At 60.7% G+C, this 22,242-nt stretch carries 21 protein-coding genes; 7 read left to right on the top strand and 14 right to left on the bottom strand.

Translation table 11 applies throughout. The annotated features are described in order from the left end of the window. Position 1: 1 nt before the first annotated feature. Positions 2–1,081, bottom strand: a complete 1,080-nt coding sequence (locus tag ACZ51H_RS16620) for an efflux RND transporter periplasmic adaptor subunit (protein WP_464803136.1) — start codon at positions 1,079–1,081, stop codon at positions 2–4. Next, positions 1,078–2,535 carry an efflux transporter outer membrane subunit gene (locus ACZ51H_RS16615; RefSeq protein WP_464803135.1) on the bottom strand — a complete coding sequence of 486 codons (1,458 nt, stop codon included), beginning with the start codon at positions 2,533–2,535 and terminating at the stop codon, positions 1,078–1,080. The genes ACZ51H_RS16620 and ACZ51H_RS16615 overlap by 4 nt, the downstream gene beginning before the upstream one ends. 107 nt (positions 2,536–2,642) lie before the next feature. Between ACZ51H_RS16615 and ACZ51H_RS16610 the strand changes: the two genes are divergently transcribed. Both ACZ51H_RS16610 and ACZ51H_RS16605 read left to right on the top strand, forming a co-directional pair. After that, positions 2,643–3,293: a TetR/AcrR family transcriptional regulator gene (locus ACZ51H_RS16610; RefSeq protein WP_449469044.1), complete on the top strand. Its 651-nt coding sequence runs from the start codon at positions 2,643–2,645 to the stop codon at positions 3,291–3,293. Positions 3,294–3,480: 187 nt separating this feature from the next. Continuing rightward, positions 3,481–5,880: a TonB-dependent receptor gene (locus ACZ51H_RS16605; protein WP_464803134.1), complete on the top strand. Its 2,400-nt coding sequence runs from the start codon at positions 3,481–3,483 to the stop codon at positions 5,878–5,880. A 229-nt stretch (positions 5,881–6,109) separates the two neighbouring features. On the opposite strand, the gene ACZ51H_RS16600 is transcribed toward ACZ51H_RS16605, so the two are convergent. Beyond that, positions 6,110–7,207 (bottom strand): helix-turn-helix domain-containing protein, encoded by a 1,098-nt coding sequence (locus ACZ51H_RS16600; protein WP_464803133.1) that lies wholly within the window; start codon positions 7,205–7,207, stop codon positions 6,110–6,112. Between the two features lie 191 nt (positions 7,208–7,398). Here ACZ51H_RS16600 and ACZ51H_RS16595 point away from each other — a divergent pair, with 191 nt between their 5' ends. From ACZ51H_RS16595 to ACZ51H_RS16575, 5 genes are read left to right on the top strand one after another with little or no spacing between them, the layout of a single operon-like run. After that, a complete protein-coding gene (locus ACZ51H_RS16595; RefSeq protein ID WP_464803132.1) occupies positions 7,399–8,655 on the top strand; it encodes a hypothetical protein in 1,257 nt (418 codons plus the stop codon). Then, complete coding sequence (locus ACZ51H_RS16590; protein WP_464803131.1) at positions 8,652–10,307, top strand: DUF1592 domain-containing protein; 1,656 nt, start codon at positions 8,652–8,654, stop codon at positions 10,305–10,307. Before ACZ51H_RS16595 ends, ACZ51H_RS16590 begins: the two co-directional genes overlap by 4 nt. Continuing rightward, positions 10,307–11,662, top strand: a complete 1,356-nt coding sequence (locus ACZ51H_RS16585; RefSeq protein WP_464803130.1) for a DUF1552 domain-containing protein — start codon at positions 10,307–10,309, stop codon at positions 11,660–11,662. The genes ACZ51H_RS16590 and ACZ51H_RS16585 overlap by 1 nt, the downstream gene beginning before the upstream one ends. 26 nt (positions 11,663–11,688) lie before the next feature. Next, entirely contained in the window at positions 11,689–12,150 is a 462-nt protein-coding gene (locus ACZ51H_RS16580; RefSeq protein WP_464803129.1) for a c-type cytochrome, read from the top strand. After that, positions 12,150–12,842, top strand: coding sequence for a cytochrome b/b6 domain-containing protein (locus tag ACZ51H_RS16575; RefSeq protein ID WP_464803128.1), 693 nt, complete (start codon positions 12,150–12,152; stop codon positions 12,840–12,842). The genes ACZ51H_RS16580 and ACZ51H_RS16575 overlap by 1 nt, the downstream gene beginning before the upstream one ends. Positions 12,843–12,939: 97 nt before the next feature. On the opposite strand, the gene ACZ51H_RS16570 is transcribed toward ACZ51H_RS16575, so the two are convergent. From ACZ51H_RS16570 to ACZ51H_RS16520, 11 genes are all read right to left on the bottom strand, one after another. Next, positions 12,940–13,272 carry an SWIB/MDM2 domain-containing protein gene (locus tag ACZ51H_RS16570; RefSeq protein WP_449469031.1) on the bottom strand — a complete coding sequence of 111 codons (333 nt, stop codon included), beginning with the start codon at positions 13,270–13,272 and terminating at the stop codon, positions 12,940–12,942. A 174-nt stretch (positions 13,273–13,446) separates the two neighbouring features. Then, positions 13,447–13,818, bottom strand: coding sequence for a PaaI family thioesterase (locus tag ACZ51H_RS16565; RefSeq protein WP_464803127.1), 372 nt, complete (start codon positions 13,816–13,818; stop codon positions 13,447–13,449). Next, a complete protein-coding gene (locus ACZ51H_RS16560; protein WP_460988966.1) occupies positions 13,815–14,240 on the bottom strand; it encodes a PaaI family thioesterase in 426 nt (141 codons plus the stop codon). Before ACZ51H_RS16560 ends, ACZ51H_RS16565 begins: the two co-directional genes overlap by 4 nt. A gap of 3 nt (positions 14,241–14,243) precedes the next feature. After that, positions 14,244–15,422, bottom strand: a complete 1,179-nt coding sequence (locus tag ACZ51H_RS16555) for an acyl-CoA dehydrogenase family protein (RefSeq protein ID WP_464803126.1) — start codon at positions 15,420–15,422, stop codon at positions 14,244–14,246. Then, on the bottom strand, positions 15,419–16,477 hold the full coding sequence (locus ACZ51H_RS16550) for an acyl-CoA dehydrogenase family protein (RefSeq protein ID WP_464803125.1): 1,059 nt from the start codon (positions 16,475–16,477) through the stop codon (positions 15,419–15,421). Before ACZ51H_RS16550 ends, ACZ51H_RS16555 begins: the two co-directional genes overlap by 4 nt. 227 nt (positions 16,478–16,704) lie before the next feature. Then, entirely contained in the window at positions 16,705–17,190 is a 486-nt protein-coding gene (locus ACZ51H_RS16545) for an Lrp/AsnC family transcriptional regulator (protein WP_464803124.1), read from the bottom strand. Beyond that, on the bottom strand, positions 17,187–17,666 hold the full coding sequence (locus tag ACZ51H_RS16540) for an Lrp/AsnC family transcriptional regulator (protein WP_196227172.1): 480 nt from the start codon (positions 17,664–17,666) through the stop codon (positions 17,187–17,189). Before ACZ51H_RS16540 ends, ACZ51H_RS16545 begins: the two co-directional genes overlap by 4 nt. 127 nt (positions 17,667–17,793) lie before the next feature. Next, on the bottom strand, positions 17,794–18,552 hold the full coding sequence (locus ACZ51H_RS16535) for an SDR family NAD(P)-dependent oxidoreductase (protein ID WP_464803123.1): 759 nt from the start codon (positions 18,550–18,552) through the stop codon (positions 17,794–17,796). A gap of 16 nt (positions 18,553–18,568) precedes the next feature. Beyond that, positions 18,569–20,074, bottom strand: coding sequence for an amidase (locus tag ACZ51H_RS16530; protein WP_464803122.1), 1,506 nt, complete (start codon positions 20,072–20,074; stop codon positions 18,569–18,571). Between the two features lie 171 nt (positions 20,075–20,245). After that, the gene (locus ACZ51H_RS16525) at positions 20,246–21,349 is read right to left on the bottom strand and encodes a Rieske 2Fe-2S domain-containing protein (protein ID WP_464772831.1); all 1,104 of its coding nucleotides are present in this window, start codon (positions 21,347–21,349) and stop codon (positions 20,246–20,248) included. Positions 21,350–21,366: 17 nt separating this feature from the next. Continuing rightward, complete coding sequence (locus ACZ51H_RS16520) at positions 21,367–22,236, bottom strand: amidohydrolase family protein (RefSeq protein WP_464772830.1); 870 nt, start codon at positions 22,234–22,236, stop codon at positions 21,367–21,369. Positions 22,237–22,242 lie beyond the last annotated feature (6 nt).

Genomic DNA, 22,242 nt, shown 5'->3' with positions numbered 1-22,242 from the left:
GTTACTTGCCCCTGCCAGCGGCGATCCGCACCCGGTCACCCTCCAGCAGGAAAGCGCCGCCGCCCAGCACTGCCCGAACGCCGGGCTTCGCGCCGCTTACTATCTCGACCATGCCACTCGCGCGCCGCCCTGTCCGCACCGAAGCGCGATGGACCCTGTCGGCCTTGTCGAGCAACAGCATATAGGCGCCGTCGGCATCATAATGCACCGCGGCTTCAGGCGCGGCCAACACGGTGCCGCTGGTTTTGACGAACTCCGCCTTGGCAAATCCGCCGGGCCGCAATTGCGGGTTCACCGGCAAAGCGATGCGCGCGCTCGAAAGCCCTGTCTGATTATCGACGCGCGCGCCCAGCAGCCTGATCTTGCCCGACAGCTTGGTCCCCGACGCCAATGTGACCGTCGCGGGATCACCGATGGACAGCGTTCCCATGGCGGCTTCCGCAACCTCGGCGTCCAATTCGACCAGATCGTCGCGCGCGATGGTGAACAGCACCGTGCCCGATGCGGACGGCTCGCCCGGCCGCGCGGATCGCTGGAGAACACGGCCCGCCACGGGCGATCGTATGATCAACCGGCTCTGGCGGGTCAGCAGGTCGTCAAGCTGCGCCTTCGCAACGCCCACGGCGGCCTGCGCCGATCGCGCGGCAATGCGCCGCTGGTCGATCGCCTCCTGCGACAGCACGCCCTGATTGTCGAGGCCCGCCACGCGGCCAGCGTCCATGCGAGCCCGCTCATACGCCACCTGCTGCTGGCTCAACTGCGCGCGCGCCTGGTCGATCTGCGAACGCAGCAGCGTATCGTCCAGCACCGCCAATACCTGTCCCGCGCCTACCCTGGCATCTTCTTCCACCAGCACGCGCGCGATGCGGTAGCCAGAAAGCTCCGGCGCGACCGCCACTTCCTCACGCGGGATCAGGCGGCCCGAGGCGCTGAGGCCGCCTTCCAATGGCCGCTGATCGACCATGGCCACCGTCACTGTCGGCGGCGGCGGCTCCTTGGCCGCTTCCTTCCCCCCACCGCAGGCGGCAAGCAGCAGGGCGAGGGGAAGCGCCATGGCAAAGGGACGCGGCTTGAAGGTCACGGCATTTCCTTGGATTGAATAGGCAGGGCGACCGGCGGCTGTTCAGGCGCCGTCGCGGGATCATCCGGGCTCCACCCGCCGCCCAGCGCACGGAACGCGCCAACGGCATTGCCCAACGCCTGTGTCCGCGCATTGGTAAGGGCACGGCGCGCGGCCCGCCACGTCTGTTCCGCCTGGATCAACGTAGTAAGGTCAGTCAGCCCGGCGCCATAGCCCTTGCGCCCGGCATCAAACGCAAAGCGCGCCCGTTCCTCGGCAAGGCCAAGGTCGGCGAGCCGCACCCGATCGGCGGCGACAAGAGCCAGCGCGATGTCGGCATCCCGGAAGGCCGCCTGCACCGCCGCCTCATAGCTCACCACGGCGCGCTCGCCCTGCGCCTCCGTCGCGCGCAATTGCGCCATCAGGCGCGTACGGTCCAGAATCGGCAGGCTCAATCCGGCGGCGATGGACCAGAGGCTCGAAATGCCGCCTGCCACCCCGGAGGTGCGGCTGATGCTGCCATTGCCCTGAAGCGTGAAGCGGGGGAACAGCGCCAACCTGTCGACCTTGACGGCGCTCGTCGCTGCCGCAACCCGCGCGTCGGCGGCCAATATATCCGGTCGCCGCGTCAGCAGCGACGCGGGCAGCAACGGCGGGACCGGCGGTGCCATGTCGAGCCGCGCCTCTATCGGCAGGCTATCGGTCGGGGCGTCCGGCGTTCCGATCAGAACCAGTAATGACCGCTTGGCGTTTCGCAGCGCCGTCTCGATCCGCGTCAGCTCTGCCTGCGCCGTTGCCGCGTCACCTTCCAGCCGAGCCGTTTCCGAAGCCGCCACCAGCCCGCGATCCCGGCCGAGCTGCGACGCCCGTTCCAATTCTCTTGCGATGCGCAGCCCCTCCTGCGCGTCGTCGCGTTGCACAGCCAGCCCTCGCGCCTCGAACAGCGCGCTCGCAACATCGGCGGCCAGGCTCAAGCGGGCCGCATGATAATCATAGGCCGCCGCCACATAAGTCGCCCGCGCCCCTTGTCCGATCGCGCCCAGCCTGCCGAACAGGTCGAGTTCCCAGCTGGGGCTGAAGGCCAGCGACTGGCTGTCACTGCGCGCGGTGGACCCGAACAGATCGGTTCCCGACAGCTGGCTGCCATCCTGTATCTTGGCCGATCCGCTGATGGCGCCTGTCGGCAGGCGCTGCGACAGCGATTGATCGCGAATCGCGCGCGCCTCACGCAGCCGGAAATAGGCTGACCGGGCGTCGGTATTCTGCGCCAGCGCCTGTTCCACAAATGCGGAAAGTTGCGCGTCGTTGAAACGGCTCCACCAACGGTCCAGCCTTTCCTCGGCGGCCGGGGCAGGTACCGTTTCGAACCGCTCGGGCAACGCGATCCTGGGTCGCGCGAGTTCGATCGACGGCGCGCAGGCCGACAGCAACGCACAGAGCATAAACGAGGAACGGCGCGGGCCAGAAAGCGGCAAGCGGAATGACTCCAACCTTGATCGACAGCGACACGGATAGCGCGGCGACAAAAAGAAACAAGATTGTTTATTTTCAACCGGAGCTTTTTTTGCCAATGCTTTCCTTCATGGTTTCCACTCCCCCCATCCGCCGCCCCGGCCGCCCCCGCCGCGAAGAAAGCGGCGACGTCGAGCAGCGCCTGGTCGATACCGCGATGCAGCTGCTCGTCGAACATGGGCCGAACCTGACGATGAACTCGATCATCGCCGCATCCGGCCTGTCGCGGAAAACCGTCTACGCCCATTATCCCAACAAATCCGCGCTATTTGCCGCAGTCGTCCGGCAAATGCTGAATTATGGTCTGGAGCCCATGATCGTCCCTCCCTGCTCAGACTGGCAGGAAAGCCTGCTCGCATTCGTGCAGGGATGCCTTGTCGAAGTGTGCGAACCCTATGCCACCGGCATGCGCCGTCTATTGATGCTAAACCCCTCCTTCATGGAAGAAGCCCGCCCTCATATCGAACAGGTCGTCGTGCGCCGCTATCTCGATCCGATGATCGCATTTCTACAGTCGCTGGTCGACCGGGGAACCATCCCCGATCAGGATGTGGCCTTCGCGGCTGAGTCTCTCACCAGCCTCATCCTCTCTGAATCCCATCGCCGCTTTTTCCAGGGCGAGGCCGAAAACCGCATCGATCCGGCCCATCTCAATGCTCATGCACGCCGTTTGACCGGCCTGTTTTGCGGCGGCATCTTGGCGCCAACGCAAAGCTGCTGACAGAAGATTAGGGTTACACTTCCCGTTCGGCCCATCCAACCACCCAAGCAATTTTGCTCATCCGGTTCATTTCGCACGTCGCCGTTCAGAAAAGCGTTGCCAGCGTTGTCCACTCGAATATAGTGCACGAAACGGCCCAAATTAACGAGAGCCGTTTAACAGCAACACCCTCAGGGGAGGATTATCGATGCGAATTAAGCGTGTCTCACGCGCAGCGCTTCTGTGCGCTGGCGTTTCTGCTTTTGCTGTACCCGCGCTGGCTTATGCCCAGGCCGGAGCTGAAAATAGCTCAAGCGACATCATCGTAACCGCCACGCGCCGGGCGGAAAAACTTCAGGACGTGCCGATGTCGGTGAACGTCGCAACTGGCGAACAGCTTGAAAAATTCAAGATCTTCGACATCAAGGACGTCTCCCAACTCGCACCGGGCCTTGAGTTGAGCAATTCGACCGGGCGGAATAATACGACCACGCTGCGCGGCATCACCTTCGATCCGGATCAGGGCACCGCTCCAGCGGTGCAGGTCTATCTTAACGAAATTCCGGCCGATGCGCAGACCGTTTACACCGCCATGTACGACATCGGGCAAATCGAAGTGCTGCGCGGTCCGCAAGGCCTGCTGCGAGGCCTCTCAGCACCTGCGGGCTCCATCACGATCACGACACGGCGTCCGAACTTTGACGCGCCAGAGGGTTATGCCCAGGCAACTGCGACCGACCGCGCTGGCTATAACGTGCAGTTTGGCGCTTCTCTGCCTTTCAACGACAAGCTGGCTATTCGCCTCGCCGGCGTGGTTGACGGCAACCGCCTCAATCAAGTGCGCAACGTCAATCGGAATGGCGAACGGTCAAGGAGCCGCACCGAGAGCGTGCGTGGCACCCTGGGTTGGAAACCGACCGAAGATTTCACCGCCTATCTGACCTATCAATATCTGTACGCCGACAACCGGCAGTTCCAGCAGGTCATAGGCAGTGGCAACACACCCTTCTATCTTGATGGCTTCGATTTTGCGCAGCCTTCCTATGGTTTCGGCTTCATTGTGGCTCCGGACCCCTCGGTTTCGTCTGGCCCGCCGTTGAACGCTTCCGACTACAAGGCGGTGCAAGAAGGGGTGTTCCGTAACCGCAACGAAACTCATATCGTCAATCTGGTGACCGATTGGGATTTGGGTCCGGCTACGCTTTCGGTCTTGGGTGCTCACCAGTTCACCAAGTTGAACATCAGCCGCGACACCGACACGGGTAACGCCGTCCCCGGTTACGCGCCGGCTTCGAATGTGGTCACGCCATATAAGGTGGATACGGCCGAAATACGGTTGTCGTCGAACAACGACGAAGGGCTTGGCTGGGGCGTTGGCGCTTTTTATCAGAAGCAGACCGGCACCACCGTTGTGAATCAGGCGCAGGATACAATCATCGCCCCAACGCTGCCGCTTACCCTCTCCCCTCTGGATTTGAGGATCGTGGTACCGGTTGACACATCGACTTGGTCGTTCAACGGCAATCTACGTTACAAAACGGGTCCGCTGACGGTCACCGGTGGCCTGCGTTACTCCATCATGAAAAATACGCAGGTCACCAGCATCTTTTTCGATCCGTTGCCTGCGTCGATCCCGTCAAATCCCATTGTGGACGGACCATTCCGTGGTAGCGAAAAGCCGATCACGGGTGGCGCGACCGTCAACTACGCTTTCTCGCCTGCTCTGAATGCCTATTTCTCCTATGGCCATTCTTTCCGCGCGGGCAGCCATGCGGTCGCAGCGCCCACCTTCATTTCCAACGATCTGGTTCAGACCTCACCTGAAAAGACCGATTCCTTTGAAGTCGGCCTCAAAGGTTCCGCCCTCGATCGCAAGATCGATTTCACGGTCGCAGCATTCTATCAAAAGCTCGACAATTTCTTGAATCGTTTTACTGGCATTCATTATAATGTGGTCCGCTTCGGCGGTGCCTATCAGGCTACTGGCAGCTTCGACTTCAACTACAACACTAAGGCCACAGTCAAAGGCGTGGAGGCCGAGATTAATGCTCGTCCGACTCCGGATTGGGATCTGAATATCAGCGGATCATATGCCAAGGCCCGTTTCGACAATGCCACTGTTCCATGCAACACATTCGACGCGAACGGCAACCCAACCGTTGTCGGCACGGGAGACGTGAGCTATTGCACGACCAGCGGACGCATGGCGGAAGTTCCGGATTTCACTCTGAGGGCCAACACGGAAATCCGTTTCCCCATGGGATCGGTTACACCTTATGTCCGTGCCCTGCTGGATTATCGCCCCGGCTTCCATTCAGAACGCGCGAACTATAATTACCGGGATCGCGAACTACTCAATCTGTTCTTGGGTGTGCGCTCGGATGACGCGGGCTGGGGCATCGAACTGTTCGCACGCAATGTGCTGAATCAGAAACGTGTCACGAACATCTCAGCGGGCAACAGCACCATGTCGACCTACTGTGCGCCTGGATATTATCTAAATCCGGCACTGTGCAACGGTAGTGGGTTAACACTCAATTCGGGCTATCGTGGGGTAAACGTGATGAACCCACGCGAGCTCGGCGCAACGCTCAGCTTCAAGTGGTAATATAACCTCTGTGGTCTCCCTTCCCTTTCGGGGATAAAGGGCGCGTAGATTTATCCAATGTCTGAACCCTGTTCCTGCATTGCGGGGGCAGGGTTCTCTTTTGGCGGACAGCGGCCCTGCTGGAGGAGCGGTCGCGGAGATCGACAGATTTCTCCGCTATCGTTGATACTTCCCCTGAACGTTCGGGAACCGCGAGCGTCGGTCATGACAGCCCACTTCACTACCGAGATTACCCCATTTGGTTCTCCATATATCGTTCGGGGAGTTCTCTATGGCTCGCGCTTGCGCCTCTTGCGTGACGATAGGATGTCGGAGAATGGCCGGTCCATGCACGAAAGGCTTGGCGGAAGGCGTCTGAATCACAATAATCCAGTCGCCCAGCGATTTCCTCGATGGATAAGCCGGTCCTTCGTAACAAATGAAGTGCCAGCTCGCGGCGGCAGCTTTCGCGTACCTGACGGTAGCTTGTGCCCTCCCGCGCCAATTGACGGCGCAGCGTTGCCTCGCTTCCCCCAAGAGTAATCACTATCTCCCCAAAGGCGGGCAAGCGCCGGTCGCTCTTCAGAGCCGCCATAACAATGCCGCGAACGCGTATCTCGGTTGGCATGCGCTCGGTGTCCCGCGCACTCGAAACAAACAGGAGATTGCTGAGCGGCCGACGATGATGGTCTTCCCAGCTGCGCATCACGGGATAATCCAGCAGAGACGCACTGAAATCAAAGCCGCTCCAGCCTTCGTTCAGGCGCACCGGAAAAGGCAAGGCTGGCAGGCTCAACGCCTCGACTGTTTCCGGAGCATGGTTCAACCAGGCATTGCGTGTTGGGATCGCATGATCGATCAGCCAACCAAATAGGCCATGTATTTCCATCACACCGAAAAGGTCGATCAAGCAGCCCGCTGACGTCGATCCGCCGGTTCGCATCGCTTCCAATTGAAGTTCAGCCCTGTCCCCATAGGTCCGCAGCGCCATCTTGCCACATCGCCAGTCGATGGCTTCAAAACAATCGCAGCAACGCATTATCGCTTCACGCAAGGTTCGTGCGCTCGTCAGGCTGTACATTATGACGCGCCAATCACATGGGCCTAGCCCCCGGCGTCCTATCATCACCGCGTCCCGGCGCGCCAGTTCGTTAATCGCCTGGCTGGTCATCCGCGCAAGATCGGCAACCGGCAAGGTTCTCAACGAACTTCCTCCATCGACCGACCGGCCTACATGGGCAAAAAGTGGTTCAGTGGACCCGAACGCTTCGGCATAAATGGCGAGCACGCGCTCAGCCACGCTCTCGGCAAGATGCCATTCGCCGGATTCCGTCTGTAATGGCCGCATTGATACTTCCCTTGATTTTCGATCAACCTAGTCGATCCGGCACCCAGGATAAATCTTTCTGTTTCCAGTGTTGGCGCAGAATGGATGCGCGAAATTGCCGCGCCACATGATCGATTTTGGGGTGGTGGCAAAATGCAGGAAGAGTCATGAAATCTGAAGCACCCGCCTAAAGCGGCATCAGAGAGGAATATATGAAGGGCAGATTGGGATCGACCGGCGGTCGGCCGACCAGAACATATGTGGCCCTGCCCCTGATCGCGGCGTCCCTCATCGGCGCCGACGCGCCCACCGGCGGTGAAACCGGCGTCCACGCCTTCGTGCTCAGCAATGTCTATCTTGCCCAGGGTGGGGAGAAAGACAGCTGTCCCGTGCCCGATAGCGGGGACCTCGATCGATTCTATGCCATGCTGCCGCCTGCCGAGCAGGCCAAATATGCCGGTAAGGAGAAACGGCAGGAACTTGAGCAGCGGATGAACGAATATTTCAAATTCCGCAGAATATTTCTTCGCGGCGACCGCTCATCTTCCGTCCATTTCCCGCCTGGCTACGATCCAAAGGCAGAGCCGACGCAGGAGCTGGCGGCGGCGATCGGCGCCCTGAATGGTTTACCCAAAGGCGCCGGGCGGCTCGCCTTCCAGAAGCGGGAAGTGGTTTACAGCGCCTGCTCCAACCCCGCCGATTTCCCGGCATTGGCGAAGAACTTCAAAACCTATGAGGGCAAGGTTGCCGCCGGTATCAACCTGGACGGCAAGGCAGGAAAGTTGGATTTCGAAGGTCCAGATGGCACGAACGGCGTCGATAACCGGCTTTGGCGCGCCGTCGGCTGCGTTTCCACCTTCCGCGAAAACGGCAAGGAAGTAGTTGCGGGTAAGACCATGATCTCGGCCCGGGCGCCCACTGTAATCGAGCTTCGCGGGGTCGACAGCCTTCAGGATGACCCTGAAGTGAGCGTCACCATTCTTGCTGTCAGTGAACCGCTGACCCGCGACGGCCGTGGCGGCCCGCTCGCACGCGCCACCTTTACGCCCGACCCTGATCCTCGGCTTCGCGCCACGGTATCAGGCCGCATTACGGGCGGCATCCTGACGACGGACCCCGTCGATCTGACCATGAACTACAAAGAACAGATAGTGGATGCACCCCGCCACATCCGGGGCGCCCGGCTGCGCGCCAAGTTCAATCCTGATGGCTCGATAGAAGGCAGCATCTTTGGCTATTACACATTGGAGAGCTTCTATGACTCGATCGAACAGATGACGCAAAATGGCGCCAATCTGACGCGAGTATCCTGCCCCGGCATTCGCAAGGCGATCGATCGTTTCGCCGACGGCTATCGTGATCCGCGCACTGGCCGCTTCACTGCCATATCGTCGGCCTATGATTTCGTGGGCGTAAAAGCCTTCCTTGCTGCGCCCAACCAAGTCGCACAAAGTGAGGTGCGTCCATGAAGGTCCGCGCCCTTCCCTCGCTCGCCCTAGCTGGCGCCTGCCTCACCCTTGGGCTCAGCATCGCCCTCAATGGAGCGCGCGCCGACGAAACGCATGCAAACACACCTCCCAGCCAGATCCGGCGATTGACGGAAAGCCAGTATCGCAGCGTCATCGCCGATATTTTCGGCCCCGACATCAAGATTGTCGGCCGGTTCGAACCAGACCTGCGCATCGACGGACTTCAGGCGGTCGGCACGAGCGCAGTCTCCGTCACGGCAGCGGGCCTAGAACAATATGAGACGTTAGCCCGCAGCATCGCGACGCAGGTGACGGACGAGCAGCATCGCCAAAAACTGATCGGTTGCGCACCCACTCCCGTGGACAAGGACGGCGCTGCTTGCGCCCGCCAGTTTATTCAACGTGTCGGCTCACAGCTTTACCGACGCCCCTTGAGCGAGGGCGAAGTTGCGGCTCTTACAAGGTCAGCGACAGAGGCGACCGCTACGCTCGGGAATTTTCACGCAGGTCTGGCGGCAACGCTAGGCGGAATGCTGACCAGCCCCGAATTTCTGTTCCGCATAGATCGCCCCGCTCCCTCCCGCCGGAGCGTCGATGCATGGTCGAAGGCAAGCCGCCTGTCCTTCCTGTTGTGGAACAGTGCACCCGACCAGACATTGCTCGACGAAGCACGCAGCGGCGCGCTCGACACCCAGGCAGGGCTTGCCAAGGCCGTCGATCGCCTGATCGCCTCGCCACGGTTCCATGAAGGTGTTCGCGCCTTCTTCACCGACTATCTCCGCTTGGACGGAATGGACGATCTGGCGAAGGACACCCTTATCTATCCCGCCTATTCGCAGGCCGTCGGCACTTCGCTGCGAGATCAGACGCTGCGCACCATCAACTGGTTGCTGGTGGATCGAAAGGGCGACTATCGTGACCTTTTCACGACGCGGTCCATCGCAATGAACCGCACGCTCGGCCCGATCTACGACGTGCCGGTGACAAAGCCTGACTGGTATATTTATGAATTTCCGCAAGGTGATCCGCGAACCGGATTGCTCACGCATGCCAGCATGTTGTCACAGCATTCGCATCCGGGCCGCACCTCACCGACACTTCGCGGGGTAGCGCTGCGCGAGATATTCCTCTGCGAGAAAATCCCCGCCCCGCCCGCCAACGTGAATTTCGCGGTGGTGCAGAATGTCGACAACCCGACGCTCAAGACGACCCGCGCCCGGCTTCAGGCGCACCTTGATGACGAGGAATGCGCCAGCTGCCACCGCCGCACCGATCCTATAGGCTTGGGGCTGGAACAGTTCGACGGCGTCGGCCAGTTCCGAAAGGTCGAACATGACGAGGTGATCGACGTCACCGGCGATTTCGAAAAGCAGGCCTACAACGGCGCCGCTGCTCTTGGGCAACTGTTCCACGACAGCCCGCGCGTCAGCAGTTGCCTCGTCCAGTCGGCATGGCGTTACGCCAATGGACGCAATCCGGCGGAAGCAGACGGAGCCGGGATAGCGCGGCTCAGTCAGGGCTTCTCGGCGAGCGGCTATCGCTTCCCATCCCTGATGCGCGCCATCGCGCTGGACCCCGCATTTTACGCCATGCCGCGCCTGGCTCCTGAAAGTCGCGTGGCAACGGTTCGCAGATCGAAGGAGACTGGCTGATGTTGATGAATGGAACGACACGGCGCGGTTTCCTGCTGCGCGGGATATTGGGCGGCGGTGCAGTTACGTTGGGGCTGCCCCTGCTGGACGCGTTTCTGGACAATAACGGCACCGCCTTTGCCGCGACGCTGGGGGGCGGGCGCCTGCCTGTGCGCTTCGGCACATGGTTCTGGGGATGCGGGATGATCCCTGATCGCTGGCAGCCAAAGTCCATAGGGGCCGATTACGACCTGCCGCCACAACTCGCGCCCATTGCCGCCGTGAAGCAGCATGTAAGTGTCCTGACCGGGTTCGACGTGATGCTGGATGGCAAAGGCAATCTGCCTCATCTGTCGGGCAACACCGCCGTCCGCACGGGCGCGCCCGCAGACGATTGGCTCGCCATTCGGGCACCTACGCTTGACGTCCTGATCGGCGACGCGATCGGCGGCGGCTCCTTCTTCCGTTCGCTCGATCTCTCGGCGGACGGCAATGCCCGCACCAGCTATTCATTCCGCGACGGACGCAGCATGAATGCCGCCACGCCCAGCCCGGTCGAATTCTACCGCAAGATTTTCGGCCCGGATTTCAACGATCCCAACAAGGCCGATTTCAAGCCCGATCCGCGCATCATGGTGCGCCGGAGCGTATTGTCCGGGGTTACCGAACAACGCCGCGCGCTGGAAACCAGCCTGGGTGCAACCGACAAGGCCCGTCTGGACCAATATTTCACCTCTGTTCGCGAGATGGAAGGAAAGCTCGCGCTACAGTTGCAGAAACCCCCGCCGGCCGAAGCCTGCGTCGTACCCGCCGAAGCACCGGCCATGTCAGGCGACATCACGGATGTCCAGCAGCGGAAGATCAATCACAAGCTGATGGCGCAGATGCTGGCCATGGCACTGGCCTGCAACCAGACCCGCGTGTTCAACATGAATTTCTCGACAGCGGCATCCGATCTGCGTCAGGCGGGTCAGACGACGGGGTATCACCAGAACACGCACGAAGAAATGATCGACCGGGCCATCGGGTATCAACCGACCGTGGATTTCTTCGCCACCCGCAGCATGGAAGCCTGGGCGGATTTCGTGTCGGCCCTCGCCGCGATCAAGGAAGGTGACGGCACCCTGCTCGACAACACATTGGTATTTGCGCATTCGGACGTATCCTATGCCAAGAACCATGATGTTCTGGGAATTCCGGTGATGCTGGCCGGGCGCGCAGGCGGAAAGGTCAAATCCGGCATCCACGTCCATGGCAATGGAGAGTCGATCAGCCGTGTCGGCTTGACACTCCAACAGGTTATGGGAATTTCGGTCGACTCATGGGGCATGGATGCCATGAATACGAAGCGGCCCATCGGCGAAATATTGGCGTGATGATAACAGAAAGAATGAGGCAGAAGATGAAGCTTCCCTACTCCCTGGCTTTGGCAACCCTCGGTTTGGCCGCGAGCTACGCGGCCTATGCCGCCACACCTGCGGTCACCAACGCGATCAAGGCGCGCCAAGCCAGCTACAAGGAAATTGGCGGAGCTTTTAAAAGCATCAATGATGAGCTGAAGTCCGGATCGCCCGATATGAACAGCGTCCGCCCGCTGGCGCGTGATATCGCCACTCGCGCCGCCTTGTTACCCAAATATTTCCCGAAGGGCAGCGGTTCGGAATCGGGCATCAAGACGCGCGCGAAGCCTGAAATCTGGAAGGATAACGCGGCGTTTGTGAAGCTTCAGGGCGACATGATCACCGCTTCGAAAGCCCTCGATGCAGCAGCAGCCAGCGGCAATGTGGCCGCGCTTGGCGCGGCGCGCACCAGCCTTGGCGGCACCTGCAAAAGCTGCCACGATCGTTTCCGCGCGGAACTTTGATGGTGGATGCAGAAGTGAGCGGCGCGCCGGTGCGTCTGCGTATCTGGGATTTGCCGATCCGTCTGTTTCACTGGACACTGATGCCGCTGCTGGGTTTCGCCTGGTGGACGGCTGAAGAACGCATGCTGGATTGGCATCGGCTAGCCGGTTACAGCATTTTCGCACTGCTGCTCTTCCGCCTGATCTGGGGTTTCGTGGGGAGCAGCACGGCCCGTTTCTCCAACTTCGTTGGCGGCCCATCGACCCTGCTTAACTATGTCCGCGGCCACATGTTCAATCGGGCCGCGACGCCAGCCGCTGGCCATAATCCGGTTGGCGGCTGGAGTGTGATCGCGATGATCACCATCCTCGCGGTGCAGGTGGGGCTCGGCTTCTTTTCCGTGGATATCGACGGCATGGAGTCCGGTCCCTTTTCCTATCTGGTCGATTTCGAAACTGGCCGGGTCGCGGCGGAATGGCACGCCTTCATCTTCAACGCGATCCTTGCCCTCACCGCCCTTCATGTCGTGGCTGTTCTTTTCTACCTGATCCATCGGCGCGACAATCTTGTCGGACCAATGATCAGCGGAACGCGGAAATGGTCCGGCGATCGGCCAACGCTCCGGTTCGCATCGGCCTGGTCCGCGCTTATTCTCTTCTTGCTGATTGCGGGCGGAACGTGGTTGCTGATCGCCCAGTTCGGCCGGGCGTGACACGCAACCTACGCTAATGCGCTATAAGAAAGGCCCTCTTCGCAGTCAGCGCAGAGGGCCTTCCACGCATTTCACACAGTTCGTCTGAATATCCATCTCAAGCCTTGAGATGCTTCGCCAAATGCTTGTTCATTTCGAACATGCTGGCTTTCTTGCCTCCGAATATCTTTTCCAGCTTGTCATCGGCCAGTATCTCTCGCTTGTCCTTTGGATTTTGGAGGTCATTCGCCTTTATGTAGGCCCAGATCTTCTTGACCACTTCGCTTCGCGGAATCTTGCTATCGCCAATAATGTCGGCCAGCTCAGGAGAGGGCGTAACCGGCGCGGTGATCCCTCCTCGCGCGCCATCGGTGACCTTGCCTGTCTTTTTCACCTTGGCGACAGCCGCTTTGGTTTCCTTTTCGCCACGCTGCTCACGAGTCTGCGCCATGAACTTCTCCCTTGCTGATCGCTCGCGGGTTGATGATCATGCCAAGTCATGAGGGACGAAAAAGTTGCCTGTCATATGACAATCAAGGCTTCTTTCTCGCGGCATCGGCCACATAAGCATCCCGCTCGCCAGGCGGTTTTGGTCGACCGCCCGTGCTGCCCTGCGCCCTTTGCTTCAGTCCAAAAGCAGGTGCATGCGACCCGTCGCGATGGGCTTGTCCCGATCCACCTGCCAGCAAACGGCATCGGCGTTCACCACCCTTCGCCCCACACGGATGAGCCGGGCCTGCGCATAGCTGTCCACCATCAGCCCACCACGCAGGAAGTCGAACGACATGTTGATCGGCTTGGGCCAAGGCTCCCTCCGATCCTGCGCGACGGCCTCAAGACATGCGAGTTCCAGCAGACTGGCGATGACGCCGCCATATAGAAACCCCGACCGCCCTTCGAGCGACGGAGCAGCGGGCATCATGAGGACGGCCGTTTCGCCATCCAGCGCAACGCTCCGGATGCCCAGCATCTGCGCATAGGGGGTGCGAACGATCATGACTCGTCCGTGAAGAAGAAGCTGGCGGTTGCCGTGGCGATCGGCGCCTTTGGGTCACCATCATGAACGTCACAACGGGTGAAAGCGACCTTGCGCGTTAAATGATGGCAATGGGCGCGCGCATAAAGGCTGTGCCCTGCCCTTGCTGGCCGCAGATAATCGATATGCAGGTCGAGCGTAGCCATCCCCCGCCACTGGCGCGTGCGCGCGATGATGGCGGAACCTGCTGCCGCATCGACCAGCGAAATGATGGGGCCGGACGATACCAGACCCGCATCGGCATCCATCAGAAACCCGGGAGCGAAGGGACACGCCAGTTCCGCCCAGTCCGGTCCATGATCGACATTATAGATGCCCAGCAACGCATGATGCCCCCGCGGCGGCAGGTTCTTCAATCGCTCAAAGGCATCTTCCTCCTCCACCGTTCAGGCGTTCCCGCGCGGTTCGCGAGGTAGACCGAGCCCCCGCTCCGCGATCAGGTTGCGCTGAATCTGGTTGGTGCCACCGTAAATGGTGTCGGCCCGAGAGAAGAGGAACAGGTTAGGCAGCGTATCCCATTCATATTCTCCATGATCGCTGATTTCGCCGACTTGGCCCAGCACGTCCATGGCGAGTTCCCCAAGGTCGCGGCGCCAGCTGGCCCACTGAATCTTGTAGGTCAGCGCAGCGCCATCGATCTTGGAATGATCAGTTTGCGACAACATGCGCAACGCTCCGTACCGCATCAGGCGCAGGCCCACTTCCGCTTTGGCCAGGCGCTGGCGGATCCACGGATCATTCGCCGCTCCATTGGCCTTGGCCGCCGCGATGATCTCGTCAAGTTCATTGCGGAACCCCATTTGCTGACCCAGCGTCGACACGCCCCGCTCAAAGGCCAGCAGGCCCATCGCGATCCGCCACCCGTCGCCCACCGCGCCGATCAGGCTGTCAGCCGGACACCGCGCGTCAGTGAAGAAGGTTTCGTTGAACTCCGCATCACCATTGATCTGGCGGATACCGCGAATTTCAATACCCGGCTGATCGATCGGCATCATCAGGAAGGTGAGACCCTTTGGCCCCTGCGACCCCTCTTCCGTACGCGTCACGACGAAGATCCAGTCGGAAATATGGGCAAGGCTCGTCCAGATCTTCTGGCCGTTCACCACCCATTGGCCGTCTTCAAGCCGGGCCTTCGTCCGCACGCTCGCGAGGTCCGAACCGGCATTGGGCTCGGAAAAGCCCTGGCAGAAAATAGTCTTGCCGCCTGCGATGCCCGGCAAGAAACGCTGCTTCTGCTCCTCGGTGCCGAATGTCAGGATGGTGGGACCGGCAAGCTCGATGCCAATATGATTGACGCGGCCCGGAACGCCCGCTCGGGCATATTCCTCGGCAAAGATCACCTGCTGCGCCAATGTCGCGTCACGCCCGCCCCATTGCGAGGGCCAACCGATGCAGGACCAGCGGTGCGCCGCAAGCTGCTGCTCCCACTCCTTGCGCCGTTCCGGGCTGCCGGTCAGCTTGGTGATGCCCTTGATGTCGCGAAATTCGCCGGCCATCTGGCCATTCAGCCAGTCCGCGCACTCTTGCCGGAACAGTTCTTCTTCTGGGGAAAACCCGAGTTTCATGCCGCTTCTCCCAGGATCATCATGGCGATCTTCTCACGATGCCAGACATTATTACCAAGCATCGTCTGCAGCGCACGGGCGCGCTTGAAAAACAGATGCGCGTCATGCTCCCAGGTAAAGCCGATGCCGCCGTGCAACTGGATCATATCACCGGCGCAGCGGAAATAGGTGTCGGTGGCAAAGGATTTGGCGGCATGAATGGCCATCTCCGCCTCTTCGGCGCCCTCATCCACGGCACAGGCAGCCCAATAGACTGCCGACCGCGCCTGCTCGATCTCCACCATCATGTCCGCCAGCCTGTGCTTGTATGCCTGGAAAGACCCGATCGGCCGACCGAACTGGATACGCTCCTTGGAATAGTCAACAGTCCGGTCGAGGCACGCCTGCGCGCCGCCCAGCGCCTCCGCAGCCGCCGCGATGAACCCAGCGCGATGGACAGCGGCCAGCGCAGCTTCCGGATCGGCAAGCCGCTCGCCCGCCACATTGTCCAGCTGCACATGAGCCAAGGGACGGGTCTGGTCCATGCTCGTTTGACTCGCCACGCTGACGCCCGGGGCGTCCGCGCGGACAATCCAGACCTGCCGCATGTCCGTCACCACGATCATGTCGGCAGCGGCGCCATGGGCAACGAAACGCGATCCGCCCGTCAGCCGGTCGCCATCCGACCGGATGTCCGCACCATAGATATAACCGCCGATCACCTCGCCAGAGATCAGGCGCGGCAACCACTCATTCTGCTGCTCCGCATTGCCTCCAGCTGCGATGGCCTGAGCCGCTTGCACGAGACTGCTCAGCATAGGCAATGACGCCACCTGAGCGCCTGCCGCTTCAGCGATGATCGCCAGCTCCACCATGCCCAGGCCCGCGCCGCCAGCACTTTCCGGAAGTCCGATGCCGGAGAGACCGAGTTCCTGACAGAAAGCCTGCCAAAGCGCCCGGTCGATGCCGTCGCCCGCCATCGCCTTGCGCGTGCGCTCGCTGGTGGCATTCTCCGCGAAGAAGCTGCGCGCCGTCTCCGCGATCATTTGTTGTTCGTCGGTAAATGCGAATTCCATCTCGGCCGCCTTTAAATATGCTGGCGGAGATCCTTGCCCCGACACCCAACGGTGCGAGACATCAGCCATCCAATGACGCGGCGGCTCTCTCCTGCCATTGACGATCGGCAGCCATATACTGCCAAACGCCGCTCACATCCTGCTATATGAGGTTATTTTCCTTTTCAAGCGCTCATATGCGGAATTTGAAAATATTTAAATTCCGAATTTAACTGTTCACTTGAACCTTACAAGCTGCTGACCGTCTGTGCGTCCGTGATCCGAACTACGCGGTTGCTGAACTTCACAGTCCTGACCGCCAGGGAGGTTTCGATGTGATTTACCCCCTCCATCGATAGAATCTGCCCCGACGCCATCTTGTGAAGGTTGTCGAGGTCATCATACAGGCATGTCGCCATGATGTTGCACGGCCCCAATGTGATCATCACCGCCTTCACCAGCGGTATATGCGCAATGTCACGCGCGATCTGGCGGACATGGCTGACATCCGCCTGCACCGCGACGAAAGCCACATTGGTCGCCTTCTCCAGCTTCAACCCTGTCAGGGCGGTGAAAGCGATCAGCTTTTCCTGCTGCAACCGCTTGATGCGGCCCCTGACCGTGCCCTCATTCACGCCCAGATCGGCCGCGATCTTGCGGTTGGACACGCGCGCGTCCTGCGCCAATATGTCGATCAGCTGGTGATCCAGCTCGTCGAGGTCCGGCCTCCTCATGCAAGCCTCCTGCGATCGATGGGAGCGGTATCCAGGCCATAGCGGACAATGTCGAGCCCAATCGCGGGTGTCATCGATCTTATTCCCCGCACCTTCGACAAACGATCCGTGATCAGTGAGGGAAGCTCATCAATGTCACGGAGCGTCAGGAGCAGGCTAATCTCATAATTGCCGGTCACCAGATGCGCGGCGAAGACTTCAGGAAATACAGCCAGTTCTTCCGCAACGTCCAATGCCGACCGCCCACTCACCTGCACCGCCAGGTGGATCAGGACATGATAGCCATGCACCGCAAAGTCGGACACGGCTACAACGCGCAGCATGCCCGCATCCTCCATCCGCCGGATGCGCGTCGAAACGGTGGAAGCGATCAGGTTGAGGGATTCCGCGATCTGCTGATTGGTGGCCCGGCCATTTTGCCGCAGCTGTTCGACAATCTTCCGGTCCGTCTCGTCGAACGCAAACGTCTCGCTCATATACCCACTCAACCTCTTTCAACCGCTGCTCTTGCCAGCAAAGGGCCAGAAGGTCGAATCGAAAGCGCATCCTCCGGCCAGCAACATCGCGAGCGCCACCCTAGGGTTGGAAGCAGGGCGCATGCCTTCAGTCTCGCAAAAGCGATCCGCCATTCACATGCCAGAGCTGCCCGTTAACCCATTCCCCATCGTCGGACGCGAGGAACGCGACCGCACCCGCGATGTCGTCGGGCTTGCCAAGGCGACGGTGGGGCAAATTCTCCAGCATATTGTCCACATAATCCTGCGTCAGATGCTGGGCCACCGCTTCGGTCAGGACGACCCCAGGGCAAATGCCATTGGCGCGGATGCCCTGCTTCCCGAACTTACGGGCGACGTGCCGGACGAGCGCATGTAAAGCATTCTTCGTCATCGGATAGGCGACCTGCATTGGGTTGCCCGAAATCGCTGCGCCGGAGGAGGTGTAGATCATCGCGCCACCCCCACGCTCCAACAGCACTGGAAGCGCAGCCTGCGTCGCAAGGAAATGGCTCTTGGCATTGATCGCGAAGGACCGATCCAGCACCTCTTCCGAACAGTTCAGCACATCGATGTCGCCTTCGGTGCCGCCCGCCAGATTGCTGTGGTAGAAGTCGAGCCGCCCGAACTCGGACAAGGCGGCCTCAACGATCGCCGCCTGAGACGCCGCCTTCGTGCCGTCAAGCACCACGCCGATCGCCCGTCCGCCCTGCTCGCGAATGGAGCGCGCGGTCTCTTGCGCCCACTCGCCGACAATGTCGCCGATCACGACTGATGCGCCCTCAGCCACTAACCGCCGCGCCGTGGCCGCGCCGATACCGCGCCCGCCGCCTGCGACGATCCCCGCCTTGCCTTCCAATCCGCGCATCATATTCTCCAATATATTAAATCGCCGGACGCCTGTTCTTCCAGGGCGCAGCACTTTCCAGCTGCCCCGCAAGCCTGAACAGCAGCGCCTCGTCGCCATAGCGTCCCATGAACATCACCCCGATCGGCAGACCCGCCGATGACATGGCAAGTGGCACCGACATGGCAGGCTGGCCGGTCATGTTCGCAACCTGGGTAAAGGGCGAGAAGACCGCCGCGCGTTGTCCCCATGCGGCAAAATCCACATCAGGCGTCAGGTTGATCTGCCCCAGCTTCAGCGGGGGAGCGGCCAATGTCGGCGAAAGGATCACATCATAATTCGCCATGAACTGCGCCATGGTTATAGCCGCCGCCTGAAGCGTGTTGTTCGCGCGGGCAAAGTCCATGCCGGTCGCCTTCTGTCCATAGCCGACAAAGCCCAGCGTAATCGGCTCCAGCACATCCGGCCCGGTCGCGATGCCGGTCGCCTTCGCGCGATCCATCATGTCCGCAGCCACGGATGAGCCGATCAACACGAAACTCGCCGCCCCCATCGCCGCGATGTCCAGCTTGGGCGCCGCTTCCTCGACATGATGGCCCAAGCTCTCGCACAGCCGCGCCGCCTTGCGCGCCGCCTCCACGCATTCCGGGTCGACCGGCGATCCAGCAGGCGCATTCAGCATCAACGCTATCCGCAATCGGCCCGGAGCCTTCCCGACTTGCGACAGGAAAGTCTCGCCCGGCGTCGGCGCTGCATAGCGGCCGCCCGGCTCTGGACCCTGCGTCGCATCCAAAATAGCGGCGGAATCCCGAACGCTGCGGGTGACGGCATGATGCACTGATAGTCCACCCCAGCCTTCGGTGCGTGGCGGCCCCATCGGCACGCGCCCCCGGCTAGGCTTCAATCCGAACAGCCCACAGCAGGACGCCGGGATACGGATCGACCCGCCCCCGTCAGTCGCGTGAGCGGCGGGCAGAACCCCCGCAGCCACCGCCGCCGCCGCACCGCCCGACGATCCACCCGTAATCCGGCTCACGTCCCAGGGGTTGCGCGTGTCGCCGGTCAGCTTGTTCTCGGTCGTGCCGGTCAGGCCCAGTTCCGGCACCGTCGTCTTGCCGAAGATGACAAAGCCCGCCTTCTCAATGCGTCGCACCAGCTCGGACGTTACCTCAGGCTTGTATCCCTTGTAGAAGCGGCTCCCATTCTCAGTCGGCAGGCCCGCAATATAGGTGTTCAGGTCCTTCAACAGCCAGGGAACGCCGCTAAACGGCCCTTGCGGCAGACCCTTTGCGATTGCGGTACGGCCATAGTCATAATGTTTCTGCGCCATGAAGTTGAACCGCGGGTTCAGCACCTCCGCCTTGCCAATCGCCGCCTCCAGCAACTCGCCGGGCGATACCTGCTTCTTGGCGACAAGTTCAGCCAGACCCATGGCGTCGTGCGTGTCGAGCGGAGTGGAACGCGGCGTCGCAGCCTTGCCAATGCCCGCCAACCCCACAAGCGCCGCACCGCCTGCCACTGTTTCCCGGCGTGTCATGTCCATTTCTATCTCTCCAAGAGGTTCTTTTGGCGTGACAGTCTAGGGGATCATCTACCCCCGCCCCGTTCGCCCTGAGCCTGTCGAAGGGCCTCACTCTCTTTTTTTGAAGAAGGAAGAGGGCTTCGACAGGCTCAGCCCGAACGGGGCTGGTGGGTGTAGCCGGTCGTATCCGCGCTATGCCTCTACTGTCGCGCTCTGATCCGCATAATAGCGCGCATAATATTTGCGGAACTGCGGGATCGGGCCGTCACCATCGCAGATGATCGGGTTCGGCTCGAACTTCTGCCGGTCCCACACCACCTTGTCCTGATCAAATTGCTTGCAGATGTCGCGGATGATCGCCTTGGCAACGCCCGCCCGCTCGCCTTCAGCCTGCGCCTTGGGCTGGGTGAAGCAGAAGCGGACATGCACATGATCCAGCTCGACCGGTGCTAGGCAGGCAACCAGCAGCGTCTCTGAAATGCCGGTAAAGCGCGTCCAGCTTTGCCCCGGCCCCATCGTGTCATAGCTGATGCAGCCATCCACCTCGCCCCACGGCGTGCCCATCTTGGCCTTCACGTCCGCGCCACGGCCCCAATCGCCCCAGCGCAGTTCGCCCAACGGCACGTTGGCAGTCCCGTGAATGAACCGGAAATGCGCAACGTCGACGCCATTTTCCGCCATATTCTGGAGCGAACCCCAGACATTCCATTCATGGACCTCATAATCGGTCCATTCAGGGTCGCTCGCCTCCGGCAGTACCGCCACGTCGAACAGCGGCGCTTCATCCTGGGGATGATACCAGGCCCAGATAAAGCGGTTCGCTTCGGTGATGTGCCAGTTGCGCGTGCACTTGCGCTTCACCTGCGGCGGGATATTGCGAGCATAGGGCACGTCCTTCACCACCGCCTCGTCGCCGTCATAGCGCCAAGCGTGAAAGGGGCACTCCAGCAGATTGCCATGCACCTTGCCGCCATGGCCCATATGCGCGCCCAGATGCTTGCAATAGGCGTCCAGCATGCGGACCTTGCCATCCTCGCCGCGCCAGATCGCCAGATCCTTGGAGAAATAGCGCAGCGGCTTCACTTCGCCGACCTGCAATTCCGAGGACAAGAGGATCGGATACCAGCCAAAAGGAATGCCGATATCCAGGTTGCGCTCTTCGATTGATGCGCGGTCCTTTACTTCGGCCAGCCGCCAATCAAGCAGGTCCTGCCCCTTCAGCTTCTCAAGTATCTGCCATACGGCAACCGGCGGGGTGCGCGCGTCGGATGCGGCGGCGGTTTCAGGGTTCGACATGGAAAGGCTCCGTCAGATTATTTGAGGTCAAAGACCTTGAGGGCGTTTTCGCGCAGGAACTTCGGCCAGACTTCGTCCTTGAAGGGGACGTTCTGCATGTCGCTGAAGATCCGTTCCAGACTGAGACCCATGGGGAAGTACCCCGCATAGATGATCTTGTCCGCGCCACGCGTGTTGGCGTAGTCGATGATCGCCTTGGGATAATGTTTGGGCGCAAAGGCACTCGTCGAATAATATAGGTTCGGCCATTTGAGCATCAGCTTGACCGCCAAAGCTTCCCACGGCTCCGCGCCATGGCGCATGACGACTTTCAGGTCAGGGAAGAACCAGCACACTTCATCCAGATGCTCAACCTTCTGCGTTTCCATCGGAATACGCGGCCCCGGAATACCGGCATTGAGCAGCACGGGCAGACCCAGCTCGGCGGCAACCGTATAGAGCGGGAACATATATTTGTGGTTGATCGCCACTTGCGGCAGCGTGCCCGCCGGGAACACGCTGATCGCCGACAGGCCGACTTCGGCATGGATGCGCTTGATCCGGCGAACTTCCTCCATACCCTTGTTGGGGTCACAGGGCAGGTCGAAGAAGAAACGATCCCCGAACATTTCCTTGGCGCGATAGGATGTGGGATTGTCGTTCCACCCGACAAGCGCCTTGTCGATGCCATATTGGTCCATCTGCTCGACAGTCCAGGACACGAAATCATCGACCTTGCCTGTCTGCGGAATGTCCTTGAACATATATTGCGCCGGCATCGCGAATTGCTGGAGCGTCTGCTGATCCTTGATCAGCGGCCGGAAGGGATCGAACCAGGCGGAGCGGTCTTCCGCGTCCGGAATACCCAGCATGCAATCGATTATCTTTATGTCCTTGGGAATGCCCATGGGAAC

It is taken from the genome of Sphingobium sp. TomMM15 (assembly GCF_055397045.1).
Note: the sequence above shows the minus strand (reverse complement) of the source record. Positions and strands in the feature narration are given on the sequence as shown.

Excerpts from the sequence above, each read along its gene's own strand:
- ACZ51H_RS16580 (WP_464803129.1), top strand. The coding sequence starts at position 11,689 with ATGAAGCTTCCCTACTCCCTGGCTTTGGCAACCCTCGGTTTGGCCGCG.
- ACZ51H_RS16595 (WP_464803132.1), top strand. The coding sequence starts at position 7,399 with ATGAAGGGCAGATTGGGATCGACCGGCGGTCGGCCGACCAGAACATAT.
- ACZ51H_RS16590 (WP_464803131.1), top strand. The coding sequence starts at position 8,652 with ATGAAGGTCCGCGCCCTTCCCTCGCTCGCCCTAGCTGGCGCCTGCCTC.
- ACZ51H_RS16605 (WP_464803134.1), top strand. The coding sequence starts at position 3,481 with ATGCGAATTAAGCGTGTCTCACGCGCAGCGCTTCTGTGCGCTGGCGTT.
- ACZ51H_RS16525 (WP_464772831.1), bottom strand. The coding sequence starts at position 21,349 with ATGTCGAACCCTGAAACCGCCGCCGCATCCGACGCGCGCACCCCGCCG.
- ACZ51H_RS16585 (WP_464803130.1), top strand. The coding sequence starts at position 10,307 with ATGTTGATGAATGGAACGACACGGCGCGGTTTCCTGCTGCGCGGGATA.
- ACZ51H_RS16545 (WP_464803124.1), bottom strand. The coding sequence starts at position 17,190 with ATGAGGAGGCCGGACCTCGACGAGCTGGATCACCAGCTGATCGACATA.
- ACZ51H_RS16575 (WP_464803128.1), top strand. The coding sequence starts at position 12,150 with ATGGTGGATGCAGAAGTGAGCGGCGCGCCGGTGCGTCTGCGTATCTGG.
- ACZ51H_RS16565 (WP_464803127.1), bottom strand. The coding sequence starts at position 13,818 with ATGATCGTTCGCACCCCCTATGCGCAGATGCTGGGCATCCGGAGCGTT.
- ACZ51H_RS16610 (WP_449469044.1), top strand. The coding sequence starts at position 2,643 with ATGGTTTCCACTCCCCCCATCCGCCGCCCCGGCCGCCCCCGCCGCGAA.
- ACZ51H_RS16530 (WP_464803122.1), bottom strand. The coding sequence starts at position 20,074 with ATGGACATGACACGCCGGGAAACAGTGGCAGGCGGTGCGGCGCTTGTG.
- ACZ51H_RS16520 (WP_464772830.1), bottom strand. The coding sequence starts at position 22,236 with ATGGGCATTCCCAAGGACATAAAGATAATCGATTGCATGCTGGGTATT.
- ACZ51H_RS16550 (WP_464803125.1), bottom strand. The coding sequence starts at position 16,477 with ATGGAATTCGCATTTACCGACGAACAACAAATGATCGCGGAGACGGCG.
- ACZ51H_RS16535 (WP_464803123.1), bottom strand. The coding sequence starts at position 18,552 with ATGCGCGGATTGGAAGGCAAGGCGGGGATCGTCGCAGGCGGCGGGCGC.
- ACZ51H_RS16600 (WP_464803133.1), bottom strand. The coding sequence starts at position 7,207 with ATGCGGCCATTACAGACGGAATCCGGCGAATGGCATCTTGCCGAGAGC.
- ACZ51H_RS16570 (WP_449469031.1), bottom strand. The coding sequence starts at position 13,272 with ATGGCGCAGACTCGTGAGCAGCGTGGCGAAAAGGAAACCAAAGCGGCT.
- ACZ51H_RS16555 (WP_464803126.1), bottom strand. The coding sequence starts at position 15,422 with ATGAAACTCGGGTTTTCCCCAGAAGAAGAACTGTTCCGGCAAGAGTGC.
- ACZ51H_RS16540 (WP_196227172.1), bottom strand. The coding sequence starts at position 17,666 with ATGAGCGAGACGTTTGCGTTCGACGAGACGGACCGGAAGATTGTCGAA.